This is a genomic window from Amycolatopsis thermalba (assembly GCF_003385215.1).
Classification (GTDB): domain Bacteria; phylum Actinomycetota; class Actinomycetes; order Mycobacteriales; family Pseudonocardiaceae; genus Amycolatopsis_E; species Amycolatopsis_E thermalba.
This window is the reverse complement of the sequence record NZ_PQHW01000042.1, coordinates 1-13078: the sequence shown is the minus strand read 5'-3', so window position 1 is coordinate 13078 and position 13078 is coordinate 1. Positions and strand designations below refer to the sequence as shown.

General features: G+C 72.7%; 15 protein-coding genes. 11 read left to right on the top strand and 4 right to left on the bottom strand.

What is annotated here, in order from left to right; translation table 11 throughout:
- Positions 1-349: 349 nt before the first annotated feature.
- Both D0D15_RS18185 and D0D15_RS18180 read right to left on the bottom strand, forming a co-directional pair.
- Positions 350-979 carry a TetR/AcrR family transcriptional regulator gene (locus D0D15_RS18185; protein WP_094008571.1) on the bottom strand — a complete coding sequence of 210 codons (630 nt, stop codon included), beginning with the start codon at positions 977-979 and terminating at the stop codon, positions 350-352.
- A gap of 41 nt (positions 980-1020) precedes the next feature.
- The gene (locus D0D15_RS18180; protein WP_094008572.1) at positions 1021-1572 is read right to left on the bottom strand and encodes a TetR/AcrR family transcriptional regulator; all 552 of its coding nucleotides are present in this window, start codon (positions 1570-1572) and stop codon (positions 1021-1023) included.
- An 80-nt stretch (positions 1573-1652) separates the two neighbouring features.
- On the opposite strand from D0D15_RS18180, the gene D0D15_RS18175 reads away from it, so the two are divergent.
- The 4 genes from D0D15_RS18175 (at position 1653) to D0D15_RS18160 (ending at position 5434) form a co-directional block, all read left to right on the top strand.
- Positions 1653-2876 carry an MFS transporter gene (locus D0D15_RS18175; RefSeq protein ID WP_094008573.1) on the top strand — a complete coding sequence of 408 codons (1224 nt, stop codon included), beginning with the start codon at positions 1653-1655 and terminating at the stop codon, positions 2874-2876.
- A gap of 74 nt (positions 2877-2950) precedes the next feature.
- Positions 2951-3454 (top strand): DUF4396 domain-containing protein, encoded by a 504-nt coding sequence (locus D0D15_RS18170; protein ID WP_094008574.1) that lies wholly within the window; start codon positions 2951-2953, stop codon positions 3452-3454.
- A 52-nt stretch (positions 3455-3506) separates the two neighbouring features.
- Positions 3507-4619: a cytochrome P450 gene (locus D0D15_RS18165; protein ID WP_094008575.1), complete on the top strand. Its 1113-nt coding sequence runs from the start codon at positions 3507-3509 to the stop codon at positions 4617-4619.
- 11 nt (positions 4620-4630) lie between these two features.
- Entirely contained in the window at positions 4631-5434 is an 804-nt protein-coding gene (locus tag D0D15_RS18160) for a methyltransferase domain-containing protein (RefSeq protein ID WP_094008576.1), read from the top strand.
- Between the two features lie 88 nt (positions 5435-5522).
- Here D0D15_RS18160 and D0D15_RS18155 read toward each other — a convergent pair whose 3' ends face one another.
- Positions 5523-6314, bottom strand: coding sequence for a hypothetical protein (locus tag D0D15_RS18155; RefSeq protein ID WP_094008577.1), 792 nt, complete (start codon positions 6312-6314; stop codon positions 5523-5525).
- A 173-nt stretch (positions 6315-6487) separates the two neighbouring features.
- Between D0D15_RS18155 and D0D15_RS18150 the strand changes: the two genes are divergently transcribed.
- The 4 genes from D0D15_RS18150 to D0D15_RS18135 all read left to right on the top strand — a co-directional run bounded on the left by D0D15_RS18150 (position 6488) and on the right by D0D15_RS18135 (position 9443).
- Positions 6488-7225, top strand: a complete 738-nt coding sequence (locus D0D15_RS18150) for a polyprenol monophosphomannose synthase (protein WP_094008578.1) — start codon at positions 6488-6490, stop codon at positions 7223-7225.
- Between the two features lie 78 nt (positions 7226-7303).
- Positions 7304-8161: a DMT family transporter gene (locus tag D0D15_RS18145; protein ID WP_115944606.1), complete on the top strand. Its 858-nt coding sequence runs from the start codon at positions 7304-7306 to the stop codon at positions 8159-8161.
- 59 nt (positions 8162-8220) lie between these two features.
- Positions 8221-8736, top strand: a complete 516-nt coding sequence (locus D0D15_RS18140; protein WP_094008579.1) for a hypothetical protein — start codon at positions 8221-8223, stop codon at positions 8734-8736.
- A 212-nt stretch (positions 8737-8948) separates the two neighbouring features.
- Positions 8949-9443: a pentapeptide repeat-containing protein gene (locus D0D15_RS18135; protein WP_198958377.1), complete on the top strand. Its 495-nt coding sequence runs from the start codon at positions 8949-8951 to the stop codon at positions 9441-9443.
- Here D0D15_RS18135 and D0D15_RS18130 read toward each other — a convergent pair.
- A complete protein-coding gene (locus D0D15_RS18130; protein ID WP_094008580.1) occupies positions 9437-9727 on the bottom strand; it encodes a hypothetical protein in 291 nt (96 codons plus the stop codon). The genes D0D15_RS18135 and D0D15_RS18130 overlap by 7 nt on opposite strands.
- 85 nt (positions 9728-9812) lie before the next feature.
- On the opposite strand from D0D15_RS18130, the gene D0D15_RS18125 reads away from it, so the two are divergent.
- The 3 genes from D0D15_RS18125 to D0D15_RS18115 form a co-directional block, all read left to right on the top strand.
- Positions 9813-10781: a helix-turn-helix transcriptional regulator gene (locus D0D15_RS18125; protein ID WP_244214969.1), complete on the top strand. Its 969-nt coding sequence runs from the start codon at positions 9813-9815 to the stop codon at positions 10779-10781.
- A 45-nt stretch (positions 10782-10826) separates the two neighbouring features.
- The gene (locus D0D15_RS18120; RefSeq protein WP_094008581.1) at positions 10827-12863 is read left to right on the top strand and encodes a S9 family peptidase; all 2037 of its coding nucleotides are present in this window, start codon (positions 10827-10829) and stop codon (positions 12861-12863) included.
- 67 nt (positions 12864-12930) lie between these two features.
- Positions 12931-13078, top strand: a 148-nt coding sequence (locus tag D0D15_RS18115; RefSeq protein WP_205414059.1) for a manganese catalase family protein, incomplete at its 3' end; no start/stop codon positions are given.

Below are 13078 nucleotides of genomic sequence, written 5' to 3'. Positions count from 1 at the left end.
GGTGGAAGGCGGATGCGCTAGGCGGCCGGTAGTAGGCCCGTGTGGTCGGTGGCGGAGCGGGCCGGGGTCGGTGGGTCAGCGAGCGTCGCTTCGAGGGCGTGGGTTGGCGCGCCGGTTTGCGCGGGGAGCGGTGTGGTCGCGTCGTCGCCATGACGGAGGCCGGGCCGGTGGCTGTGGTGCGGTGCTCCTCGGGGGTCGCGCTTCTCGGCCGGGGTTTGGTCGGGCTGGGCGTCAGTGGGGAATGGGCTGTCGGTGAGCGGTCGCCGACCCGTGTCGGCTGCTCGTTGGTGGTCGCCGGGGCGGTCCCGGTCCCCCGCTTGGCGAAGCGGGGGACCGGGAGAGAACAGGCTCAGCCCTTCGCTGCCACGGCCTGCTCGAAGAAGTCCGCGAGCTGGCGTCCGTAGGCTTCGAGGTCCAGGGACGGGTTCTCGGTGTAGGCCTGGATCGCTCCGTCGATGCTCTGCGCGATCGTGCGGGCCGCGACCTCCGGGGAGAACTCGCCGAAGGCGCCTTCCCTCTGGCCCTGCGTCAGCAGCCGCTCGATGCGGGCGGTTCGGAAACCGCTCAGCAGCGGGCCCGCGACCGGCCAGCCGTCCGGGTCGTCGGCGTTCGCGGCCACCTCGCGCAGCACGCGGACGCACTCGGGGTGGTCGCGGACGAACGTGACCTCCGTTTCGATCACCGCGCGCAGCATCGTGGCCCGATCGGTCGTGTCGCCGGCCCGCTCCTCCAGATACCGGTCCCGGATGCTCAGCGCCGTCGTCACCACCGCCTGGATCAGCCCCGCCTTCGTGCCGAAGTGGTAGCCGATCAGCCGCGTGCTGCTCAACCCGGCGCGCTCCTTGATGCGCGCGAACGACGTCCGGCGATACCCCAGCTCCGCCATCGTCGCGAGCGTCGCCGCAATGATCTGCGACCGGCGCGCCTCCTCAGCCGGGCTCAGGCCCAGGTCCGGCTGCACGTCACTGATTACCTGCATGAGTAAAAAGTTACTCGCGCGAGTAACGACGCGCAAGCGGATTACTTGAGCAGCGTGTCCACCAGCTCCGCCGTCCAGCCGGGATCGGCAGGCTGGCCGACGAAGATCGCCCGGTAGTACAGCGGGCCGAGCAGGACGTCCGCGGCGTGCAGCGTCTCCGGCGCCGTCCCGCCGCGCGAACGCTCCCGGTCGAGGATCGCCGTCAGCTGGGCGTGCCGGTCCGCCGTGCACGCGCAGCCACCTCCGGGGCCGGAGCCGATCGTGGCCCGCATGAGCGCCAGGACGTCCGGGTCGGCCAGGTCGGTCGCCACGTCCGCCGCCCATCGCCGCAGGTCCTCGCGCAGCGAACCGGTGTCGGGCACCACGATGTCGCCGCTGAAGCGGCTGCTCGCGACGTCCGCCATCAGCTCCGCGACCGACCCCCACCGCCGGTACAGGGTGGTCGGGTGGACACCCGCGCGGCTCGCGATCAGTGGCAGGGTCAGCGCCTCCGCCGGGTTCTCGGCCAGGAACTCCACGACGGCGCGGTGCACGGCGGCACGCACCCGCGCGGACCGGCCGCCGGGGCGCGTCGTGCTGATGGTGGCTGGCATGAAGAAATTATCGCATCGATCGTTGCGTTTGCGCTATGGTCGTCCTAACGCATCGATCTTTGCTTTTCCGAGGAGTGCTGATGTCGAGTTGTCCCGCCGTCGCCCCCGTGGCGGTCCGCCCGAGAGCCCGGTTGTCCCACCCGGTGGCGTTCACGGCGGTCGCGGTCATCTTCGTGCTGTTCATGGCGGCCTCCAGTGTCCCGTCCCCGCTCTACGTCGTCTACCAGCAGGAATGGGGCTTCTCGTCGATGACGCTCACCGCGGTCTTCGCGGTGTACGTCCTGGGGCTGATCGTCTCCCTGCTGGTCGTCGGCGCCCTGTCGGACCACATCGGACGGCGGCCGGTGCTGGCCGCGGCCATCGTGGGCGAAGCCGTCTCGCTCGTGCTGTTCCTGGTCGCCGGTGACGTCTCCGCGCTGTTCGCGGCACGCGTCGTGCAGGGTGTCGCGACCGGCGCCGCGATGTCCGTGCTCGGCGCGACACTCGTCGACCTGAACCCGCCGCACGCCCCCGGCCGCGCGGGCGTGATCAGCAGCGTCGCCCCAACCAGCGGGCTCGCCCTCGGCGCACTGGGCTGCGGCGCCCTCGTCCAGTTCGCGCCCGCCCCGACCCACCTGGTCTACGCGCTCCTGCTCGCCGGAATGGTCGTCGCGCTGCTGCTGACCGCCGGCCTGCCGGAGACCTCGGCCCGCCGTCCGGGCGCGCTGGCCTCGCTCACCCCGCGGCTCGGCGTCCCGGCGCGCCTGCGGCCGGACCTGTTCGCGCTGCTCCCGATCCTGCTCTCCAGCTGGGCCCTCGGCGGCCTCTACCTCTCGCTCGGGCCGTCGGTGGCGGCCGGGCTGTTCGGGCTCACCAACCACCTCGTCGGCGGGCTCGTCGTGACCCTGCTGTGCGGCACGGGCGCCCTGACCTCGCTGGCGCTGCGCACCGCACCGGTCGGCATGGTGCTGCAGGCCGGCGCCGTGCTGCTGGCGGCCGGGCTGGGCGCCAGCCTGGCCGGCGTGCTGACGGACACGGTCACGCTCGCGGTGGCCGGGACGCTCGTGTCCGGGGTCGGGTTCGGGGCGTCGGCGCTGGCCAGCTTCGGCACGCTGGCCCGGCTGGCCGCCCCCGGCGAACGCGGGGAACTCTTCGCCGTGGTCTACGTCATCGCCTACCTCGCGTTCAGCGTTCCCGCGGTGATCGCCGGCTTCGCGGCGACATCGGCCGGGTTGCGGTCCACCGCGATCGTCTACGGGTTCGCCGTCGCCGGGCTGGCCGTGATCGCCGTGATCGCCCAGTCGGTGCGTGCCGCGCGAAGGTGATTGCGCAATCCGGACAAGAGGGCTATCTTCACTCCAGTCATACCCCCTAGGGGTATTGAACGGAGGAGCACGAGATGGACCACTCGACGCACGAGCACGCCGCCCACGCCGGGCACGGGGCGCACACCGGGCACCGGCCGCCCACCACCTGGGCCGCCGCCGCGCAGGCCACCCTGCACTGCCTCACCGGCTGCGCCATCGGCGAGGTGCTCGGCATGGTCATCGGCACCGCGCTCGGGCTGCACGGCGTCGCCACGATCGCCCTGGCCGTCGCGCTGGCGTTCGTGTTCGGCTACGCGCTCACCATGCGCGGGGTGCTGAAGGCGGGTGTGCCCTTCCGCGCGGCGCTGAAGGTCGCGCTGGCCGCCGACACGATCTCCATCACGGTGATGGAGATCGTGGACAACGGCATCATGGTCGCCGTGCCGGGCGCGATGGACGCCGGCCTGGCCAGCTGGCTGTTCTGGGGCGCGCTGGCGTTCGCGCTGGCCGTGGCGTTCGTGCTGACCTGGCCGGTGAACAAGTGGATGATCGGGCGCGGCAAGGGGCACGCGGTCGTCCACCAGTACCACCACTGACTGCGCCGGGCGGCCCTGTCGGCCGCCCGTCCGGTCGTGTTGGCTGGATCCCGTGGGCGGGCGGAAGATCGACCGCGGCCCGGCCGGGGACGGCTGCCCCGTGCGGCGCGGCCCGGACGGGACCTGGCGGGTGACGGGCTACGAGCAGGCCCGCACGGTGCTGCGCAGCGGCGGCACCGTGCAGGCCGGGCTCGGCATCGAAACCGTCGAGAAGCTGCCGGCCCGGTTCCGCCGCCCGGTCCTCTACCGCGACGGCCCGGAACACCGCGAGCACCGCCGCCAGACCGCCCGGTTCTTCACGCCCCGGCGCGTCAGCGAGCACTACCGCGACATCATGGTCCGCGTCGCCGGCGAGCAACTGGCGCGGCTCACCCGGACCGGGCGGGCCGACCTGCCGGACCTGGCCTTCGGCCTCGCGATCGGCGTCGCCGCCGAGGTCATCGGCCTCACCGAGAGCAGGCCGGGCATCCAGCGGCGGCTGGACCGCTTCTTCCCGGAGAAGTTCGGCCGCCCCGGGTTCACCAGCCTGACCGGGATCCACTGGTTCTTCCGGCAGATGCGCAACTGGCTGGCCGTCTACGTCGCCGACGTCCGCCCCGCCGTCCGCGCCCGGCGCCGGGACCGCCGGGACGACCTCATCTCGCACCTGCTGGACGAGGGCTGCTCGGCGGGCGAGATCCTCGGCGAGTGCCTGACCTTCGCCGCCGCCGGCATGGTCACCACCCGCGAATTCGTCTCCGTCGCGGCCTGGCACCTGTTCACCGACGACGACCTGCGCACGCGCTACCGAGCCGCGGGCGAGGACGAGCGGGTCGCCCTGCTGCACGAGATCCTGCGCACCGAACCCGTCATCGGCGGGCTGAAACGGCGTACCACCGAGCCGCTCCGGCTCGACGGCGACACGATCCCCGCCGGTGAGCTGGTCGAGCTGCGGATCGACGCGGCCAACCTCGAGCCGTGCGAGCCGCCCGGCCTGTCCTTCGGCGACGGCGCGCACAAGTGCCCGGGCGCGCACATCGCGATCCTGGAGGCCGACGTCTTCCTCAGCCGCCTGTTCGCCCTGCCCGGCCTGCGCATGGCGACCCCGCCGCGGGTCACCAGGAAAGCCGAGATCGACAGCTACGAACTGCGGAATCTGGTCGTGACGACCTCCGCGCCGGACTAGCATTCGCGCTCGTGGCGGACACCGACATCTCCTTCCGGGCCGACCGGATCGACCCGGCCGTGGTCGCGCGCCAGGCCGAGGTCCTCGACGTGCAGGCCGCGACCCCGGGCGTGCGGCGGTTGCGGGCCTGGGCGCACGAAGCGCTGGCCGTCCGGCCGGGGGAGCGGGCACTGGAGATCGGCTGCGGCACCGGGTCCGAGGTGCAGGTGCTCGCGGCCGCGGCCGGGCCCGGCGGCGAGGCGATCGGCCTCGACCCCAACGAGGCCATGCTCGCGCTGGCCCGGGAGCGGGCGGCCGGATCCTCCGCGCGGTTCGTGCCCGGCGATGTCTGCTCCCTGCCCTTCGCCGGCGCGAGTTTCGACGTCGTCCTGTGCGAACGCGTCTTCCAGCACCTGACCGAGCCCGCGGCCGCCGTCACCGAGATCGTCCGCGTCCTGCGGCCGGGCGGTCGCGTGGTGCTGATCGACACCGACTGGGCGACCGGGATCCTGCACCCCGGCGACCCGGAAACCGCGCGGGGCGTGCTGGCCGGGATGCTCTCGCAGACCGCCGAACCGGCCGCGGGCCGCAAGCTCGCGGGCTGGCTGACCGCGGCCGGCCTGACGATCCTCGACCGCGGCTCGCAGGCCCTGATCTCCGACCACGAATCGGTGCGGGACACGCTGCTGCCGATGATGGTCCAGCACGCCGTCGGCAACGGCGCGGTCACCCGCGAGCAGGGGGAGCGGCTGCTCGCCGAGGTCGCCGACGGCGCCGCGCGCGGGGACTTCCACCTCTCGGTGACGATGTTCGGGGTGCTCGCCCAGCGCGCCTGAAGCTCCCGCCAGCCGGCGAGGACTCCAGGACGACCTCGGCCGGTCGCCGACCAGGTAGGCGGCGTCGTCGGCCCTCGGGCGATCGTGGTCACGGGACGCGGTGCAGGCTGAGCACGCCGTCCCGGGGACCGGTGGCCGTCCAGGCGCCCGAGTCCGCCGTCCAGGTCACGCCGTCGAAGGTGACGCCGTCCAGACCGAACCGCGTCGCGTTCGCGACCAGCCAGCTCGCGAAGGCCCACCCCTCGGCCGCCGGGTGCGGGCCGCTGAGCACCGCGGTGCCCAGCTCGGCCCTGGCGACCGGCACGATGTCCGCCTCCGGCTCACCCGGTGAGATGTTCGCGCAGGTCAGCGCGGTCGGCCGGGCCCCGGTCAGCGCCGCCGCCATCGTCGCGGCTTCCGTCTCCCACTGCGCGTAGGCCTCCGGCAGCGCCGACCGTTGCACCAGCTGCGCCGCCCGGGTCAGCGGCAGGTCCGCCCAGTCCGGCACCTCCCGCAGCCGCTCGTAGAACGCCGTCGCCGCGTAGACCGGGTCGGTCACCTCCGCGTAGCTGCCCCACCCCTGGCTCGGCCGCTGCTGGAACAGCCCCGCCGAGTCGCGGTCGCCCGCGGGCAGGTTCCGCAGCCGCGACTCCTGGATCGCCGTGGCCAGGGCCACCGTCACGGCGTGGTCGGGCAGGTCCAGGCGCTTCCCGACGGCGGCGATCGTGGCCGCGTTGCGTGCCTGCTCGACGGTCAGGTCCACGGACGAGCCGTCCGCCGCGGTCGCCGTGCAGCCCGGCCGGGGCGCCGGCCGCCCCGCCAGCACGATCCACGTGACGATCCCGCCGACCACCACGACGGCGAGGAACAGGGCCAGGAGCGCCCCACGACCGCTGCGCATGCTCCCCCTCCCTCGCCGGACCTCCCGCCAGTTCAGACGCGCGAGGACGCTCCTGGTTCGTCGTACCCGCTGACGACCTCGGAAAACGGCGTCGGCGTTACCCGGAAGAGGTGCGAAACCGGGTGCGATACCGTTCGGTGCCGAACCTCCACCCGCGCACGAAGGATTTGATCATGGGAGAGAGCTCCCCGAAGGTCACGGTCGTCGTCCCGACCTACAACGAGCGGGACAACCTGCCCAACCTCGTCGGCCAGCTCACCGGCCTCGGGCTGCCCGGCCTGCACGTGCTCGTGGTGGACGACAACTCGCCGGACGGCACCGGCGACGTGGCCGACAAGCTGGCGGCCGAGGACCCGGACCGCATCGGCGTGCTGCACCGGACCGAAAAGGACGGTCTCGGCCGCGCCTACGTCGCCGGCATCACCCGGGCGCTGGAGGAGGGCGCGGACATCGTCATCCAGATGGACGCCGACCTGTCCCACCCGGTCGAGGCGGTCCCGCGGATGATCGAGAAGCTGGCCACGTCGGACGCCGCCGTCGTGCTCGGATCCCGTTACGTGGCAGGCGGTTCGCTCGCCGGGGAGTGGGGCTGGCACCGCAAGGCGCTGTCGGCGTGGGCGAACTTCTACGTCAACGCCATCCTGCGGCTGCGGGTCAAGGACGCGACCGCCGGGTTCAAGGCGTGGCGCGCGGAGACGTTGCGGCGCATCGACATCGCCACGATCCGCAGCAACGGGTACGCGTTCCAGGTCGAGATGAACTACCGCACCGTGAAGCAGGGGCTGCGCATCGCGGAGATCCCGATCCGGTTCGAGGAGCGCGCCGACGGCGTGTCGAAGATGAGCCTCGCGGTGCAGCTGGAGTCCGCGCTGATGCCGTGGAAGCTGCTGTTCAGTCGTAAGCTGAGCTAAACGAAACGTCAAAATCTTTCACTTGTTCTTCCGCTTCCTCGGTCGCACGCTGGTGGTGTGATCAAGACGTGGGTGCGGATGGGTGTGCTCGCCCTGCTGTGGGGTTCGGCGTTCCTGTGGATCAAGCTCGCGTTGCGCGGGTTCACGCCGATCGAGGTCGCGGTGCTGCGCAGCGTCCTGGGCGCCGCGGTGCTGTTCGTCCTGGCGCGGATCGCCGGGCAGCGGATGCCGCGCGGGCGGGTGGTGTGGGGGCGGCTGGCCGTGGCCGCGTTCTTCTGCAACGCGGTGCCGTTCGCGTTGTTCAGCATCGGTGAGCAGACGGTCGACTCCGGCATCGCGGGTGTGCTCAACGCGACCACTCCACTGTGGTCACTGCTCATCGGGCTGGTGCTGGGCACCGAACGCGGGACGCATCCGGCGCGGCTCGGCGGGCTGCTGCTCGGGTTCGCCGGGGTGCTGCTGATCTTCGCGCCCTGGGAGCGGTCCGGGTTGTTCGGCTGGGGCGCGCTGGCGCTGGTGGCGGCCGCGGCGAGCTACGCGATCGCGTTCGCCTACATGGCGCGGAAACTGGCCGGCACCGGCGCGCCGCTCGGGACGTCGGCGGCGCAGCTGGGAGCCGCGTCCGGGCTGGCGGCGCTGGCGCTGCCGGTGGACGGCGGCCGTCCCGGGTTCGACGGCCTCGCCGTGCTCGCGGTCGTGCTGCTCGGCGTGTTCGGCACCGGGTTCACCTTCTACCTCAACTACCGGCTCATCGAGGACGAGGGCCCGACCGGCGCGGCGGTCGTCGGGTACCTGCTGCCGGTCGTGTCGGTCGCGCTCGGGGCGGTGGTGCTGGGCGAGGGGGTGACGGTGCGGGTCGTGGCCGGGATGGTGGTGGTGCTGGCCGGGGTGGGCCTGACGCGCGTCAAACCGCGGCGCGTACGCGTGGCGGCGTAGGCGAAAGTCGCGCTCCGCGCCGGATGTCCCGGACCGCGCGGTTCGCGACAGTGGGCGGCATGAGACTCAAAGCCCGGGGACGGAAGGCGTGGCTGGCGGTGCACATCGTGTCCGCCGGCGCGTGGATCGGGATCGACGTGGTGCTGGCGGTGCTCGTGTTCACCGCGATGCTGACGGACGATCCGTCGCTGGCCGCGGTGTGCTACCAGGCGCTGCGGCTGTTCGCGGTGTGGCCGGTGCTGGTGGCCGGGCTGGTGTGCCTGGGCAGCGGGGTGATGCTGGGGCTGGGCAGCCGGTACGGGGTGGTCCGGTACTGGTGGGTGGCGATCAAGCTGGTGCTCAACGTGGTGCTGACGGTGCTGGGGCTGATCCTGTTGCGCCCGGCGGTCGGCGAGGCCGCGGTGTACGGCCAATCGCTGCTCGCGGGGATTCCCGGGGTGCCGCCGGACCTGGTGTTCCCGCCGATCGTGTCACCGGCGTGCCTGCTGGCGGCGGTGCTGTTGTCGATCTACAAGCCGGGCGGGCGGGTCCGCCGGGCCGGTTCCCTCGAACGGCGCGCCACGTCGTTGCGCTGAGTGATGTCGCTGCTCCTGTCAGTTGGACGACGGATCACCGGCCTCTACCTCAAGGCGGTCGAGCAGCTCGGATCCGAGAAGGCGCCGGTTCGTCTCGCCGGCCTCCACGCGCTCGACAGGCTGGCTCAGGACAACCTGGGGACAGCTGCAGGAACGGGAAGTACGCCTCACCGCGCAGCGGATCCTGACCGACCACCTGGACCCGCTCAGCGGTGCCGGCCACCGGTTCTGGCCGGACAGGCGACGCCACCTTCAGCGGGGACGCCTGGTTCGCGGAGGCGACCTTCAACGGCAATGCACGCTTCGACCGGGCCGAGTTCGCCGGTGATGCGCGCTTCGACGAAGCCACCTTCGTCGGAGCGACGGCGTTTCGCGACACGACGTTCCTGGGGGAGGCCCGTTTCGACGACGCGACCTTGTCCGGAAATGTGGTTTTCAGCGGTGCCACGTTCACCGGGAACGCCAGCTTCCGGCGGGCGAGCTTCACGGACGCGTGGCTGCCCGGAGTGGAGTTCAGCCGCGACGCCTATTTCGACCGGGCCACCTTCGCTGGTGACGCGTGGTTCAGCCGGGTCGCCTTCAGCAGCTACACCACGTTCGACCTGGCCGTCTTCACCGGCGACATCCGCTTCAGCGGTGCGACCCTCGACGGCGTCGCCTATCAGCCGCCGCAGTTGCAGGGTGACGACGTCCTCTTTGATCAGTGATCCTCATCCGCCGGTTCCAGGATCAGCGTTCGCGGGCTGCCGGCCAGCGCGGGTGACTTCTCGCGCGTCGACCAGACCTCGTGTGCCAGGAAGGTCCGGAACGCCTCCGCCTCGGGCACCGATCCGAACTCCAGGTCCACCACCACGTAGTGCGGATCGCCGGCGGGGCGGGACACGTGGTGCGCCCGCACGCCCGCCCGGCGGCGCGCCTCGGCGAACCGGCCGAACGCCGCCCGCCACAGCGGGAAATCCACAATCGAGTGTTCGATGTGCAAGGTGGCCATGACTCCTCCTTCTCCTCGCTGCCGACGGTAGGAATTCCGCCTCGCCGGGCCCATCCCAGGTTCCTGGGGTTCTAGACTCGACCATGTGGACGCGAGGGCGGTGCGGCTGCGCGTGCTCGGCGAGATCCGGCGCAAGGTCGGCTTCGACGCCTACGCCTGGCCGCTCACCGACCCGGAGACCGCCGTCGGCACCGCCCCGCTCGCCGACGTTCCGTGCCTGCCGGAGCTGCCCCGCCTGATCCGGCTCAAGTACCTCACCCCGACCAACCGCTGGACCACGCTGCGCCCCGGCACCGTGACGACCCTTCGCGCGGCCACCGGCGGCAACCCTGCCCGGAGCCTGCTGTGGCGCGAGATGCTGGACGGCTACGGCGTCGCCGATGTCGCGTCCGCCGTGTTCGCCGACCGGTTCGGCGTCTGGGCCTTCCTCGACCTGTGGCGGTCCCGCCCCTTCACCGGCCCGGAAACCGCGACGCTCACCCGGATCCTCGAACCGGTCACCACCGAACTGCGCCGGGCCCAGGCGGAGACCTTCGTCGCGCGGGACGGCCACTCGCCGCGGCCGGGTCCGGTCGTGCTGCTGCTCTCCCCGGAACTGGACGTCCTCGGCCACACCCCGGACACCGCCGAGTACCTGCGCGTGCTCGTCCCGCCGGACGACGGGCGCGCGCCGGTCCCGGCCGGCGCTTACAACGTGGCCGCGCAACTGCTCGCCAACGAGGCCGGCGTCGACGGCGACCGCCCGGCGGCCCGCGTGCACCTCGCGGACGGGCGGTGGGTGACCCTGCGCGCGGCGCGGATCGTCCGGGACATCGCCGTCACCATCGAGGAGTCCGCGCCCGCCGAGCGGGTCGCGTTGTTCGGCCGGGCGTTCGGGCTCAGCACCCGCGAGCGGGAACTCCTCGGGCACCTCGCCCACGGCAGCGACACGCGGGACCTCGCGCGGCGGATGTTCCTGTCCGAGCACACCGTCCAGGACCACCTGAAGTCGATCTTCACCAAGACCGCCGTGCGCAACCGCCGGACCCTGCTGGCCCGCGCGCTCGGCGGCTGATCGAAAACCCGCAAAACCGTCGGTGCTTGGTGGTAAGAAGGCGAAGTGACCGACGATGCCTTCGCCGACCTCGACGCCTACGTCCGCCTGCCGCGGCTGTCGGGTCTGGTGCTCTCCCCGGACGGCCGCCGACTCGTCGTCGGCGTGGCGACGCCCGACCTGAAGAAGAACCGCTACACCACGGCGCTGTGGGAGGTGGATCCCGCGGGCGAGCGCCCGGCGCGGCGGCTGACCCGCAGCGCCGAGGGCGAGTCCGGCGCCGCCTTCACCCCCTCCGGTGACCTGCTGTTCGTCTCGGCCCGGCCGGACGCCGCGGCCGAGGGCGAGGACGGCCCGAAGAGCGCGTTGTGGCTGCAGCCCGCGTCCGGCGGGGACGCCCGGGTCGTCGCCGCGCCCGCCGGCGGCATCCACGGCGTCACCGTGGCCGCCGAGGCCGGCACCGTGCTGGCCGGGGCGCCGATGATGCCCTCGGCCACGAGCGCCGGCCACGACGCCGAGGTCCGCAAGGCGCGCAAGGACGCCGGGGTCTCGGCGATCCTGCACGAGGAGTACCCCATCCGGTACTGGGACCACGACCTGGGCCCCGACGGCACCCGGCTGGTCGTCGCCGACGGGGTGCCGGCGGGGGAGGACCGCCTCGAGCTGCGGGATCTCACCGGGCACGCCGGGCGCGCGCTGGGCGACGAAGCGTCCTGGGACGTCGCGCCCGACGGCCGCACCGTCGTCACCACCTGGGTGGTGCCCGAGGGGCGCGGGTCGCAGCGCACCACCGTCGTCGCCATCGACGTGGCCACCGGCGAGCGGCGCGTCCTGGCCGACGACGCCGACCACGAGTACGAGTCGCCCCGGATCTCGCCGGACGGCACCCAGGTCGCGATCGCCGTGTACCGCCGGTCGACCCCGCACGCCCCGGGCGACTACTGGCTCGCCCTCGTCCCGCTCACCGGCGGGGAGATCCGGCCGCTGACCCGCGAGTGGGACCGCTGGCCGCACTCGCCGCGGTGGCTGCCCGACGGCTCGGCGCTGGTCGTCGCGGCGGACGACCAGGGCCGTTCGCCGCTGTGGCGGGTCGACGCCACCAGCGGTGACGTCACGCGGCTGACCGCCGACGACGGCGCCTACACCGATCCGCGGATCTCGCCGGACGGCCGGTGGGTCTACGCGCTGCGCTCCGCCGTCGACCACCCGCCGGCGCCGGTGCGCGTCGCCCTCGACGGCGGTGCGATCGAACCGCTGCCCGGCCCGGCCGAGGCGCTCGGACTGGACGCCGACGTTCCCGGCCGGCTCGACGAGGTCACCGCCACCGCCGAGGACGGCACGCCGCTGCGGGCGTGGCTCGCGCTGCCGCGGGACGCCGGCCCGGACTCGCCCGCGCCGCTGCTGCTGTGGATCCACGGCGGCCCGCTCGGATCGTGGAACGCCTGGCAGTGGCGGTGGAACCCGTGGCTCGCCGTCGCCCAGGGCTACGCCGTCCTGCTGCCCGACCCGGCGATCTCCACCGGCTACGGCTACGAGTTCATCAAACGCGGCTGGGGCGCGTGGGGCGCGGCGCCGTTCACCGACCTGATGGCCACCACCGACGCCGCCGAGCGGCACCCGGCCGTCGACGAAACCCGCACGGCCGCGATGGGCGGATCGTTCGGCGGCTACATGGCCAACTGGGTCGCCGGGCACACCGACCGGTTCCGGGCGATCGTCACGCACGCCTCGCTGTGGGCGCTCGACCAGTTCGGGCCGACGACCGACGCGACCTTCTACTGGCAGCGCGAGCTGACCCCCGAGATGGCGGAGGCGAACTCCCCGCACCGCTTCGCCGACGAGATCAGCACGCCGATGCTCGTCATCCACGGCGACAAGGACTACCGCGTCCCGATCGGCGAGGGGCTGCGGCTGTGGTGGGACCTGGCGTCCCGCTCGGCCGCCGAGGACGGCTCGACACCGCACAAGTTCCTGTACTTCCCCGACGAGAACCACTGGATCCTGACCCCGCACCACGCGAAGCTCTGGTACGCCACGGTGTTCGCGTTCCTCGCCCAGCACGTGCTGGGCAAGGACTGGCAGCGCCCGGAGCTGCTGGGCTGACGGTTAAAACGCGTTCGGAGCGGGAAAGCCTCCCTCGCCAACATCATCACCGGCGAGGGAGGACCCCGTGTTCCGTCACACCAAGGCCCTGCAGTTCGAGGCGAAGCCGGAGCGTCCGGACCCGTATTACGCCCGGAAGCTGCAGGAGCTGATCGGTGGTGCCTACGGTGAGATGACGGTGACGATGCAGTACCTGTTCCAGGGCTGGAACTGCC

Excerpts from the sequence above, each read along its gene's own strand:
- D0D15_RS18185 (WP_094008571.1), bottom strand. The coding sequence starts at position 979 with ATGCAGGTAATCAGTGACGTGCAGCCGGACCTGGGCCTGAGCCCGGCT.
- D0D15_RS18180 (WP_094008572.1), bottom strand. The coding sequence starts at position 1,572 with ATGCCAGCCACCATCAGCACGACGCGCCCCGGCGGCCGGTCCGCGCGG.
- D0D15_RS18175 (WP_094008573.1), top strand. The coding sequence starts at position 1,653 with ATGTCGAGTTGTCCCGCCGTCGCCCCCGTGGCGGTCCGCCCGAGAGCC.
- D0D15_RS18170 (WP_094008574.1), top strand. The coding sequence starts at position 2,951 with ATGGACCACTCGACGCACGAGCACGCCGCCCACGCCGGGCACGGGGCG.
- D0D15_RS18155 (WP_094008577.1), bottom strand. The coding sequence starts at position 6,314 with ATGCGCAGCGGTCGTGGGGCGCTCCTGGCCCTGTTCCTCGCCGTCGTG.
- D0D15_RS18150 (WP_094008578.1), top strand. The coding sequence starts at position 6,488 with ATGGGAGAGAGCTCCCCGAAGGTCACGGTCGTCGTCCCGACCTACAAC.
- D0D15_RS18145 (WP_115944606.1), top strand. The coding sequence starts at position 7,304 with ATGGGTGTGCTCGCCCTGCTGTGGGGTTCGGCGTTCCTGTGGATCAAG.
- D0D15_RS18140 (WP_094008579.1), top strand. The coding sequence starts at position 8,221 with ATGAGACTCAAAGCCCGGGGACGGAAGGCGTGGCTGGCGGTGCACATC.
- D0D15_RS18130 (WP_094008580.1), bottom strand. The coding sequence starts at position 9,727 with ATGGCCACCTTGCACATCGAACACTCGATTGTGGATTTCCCGCTGTGG.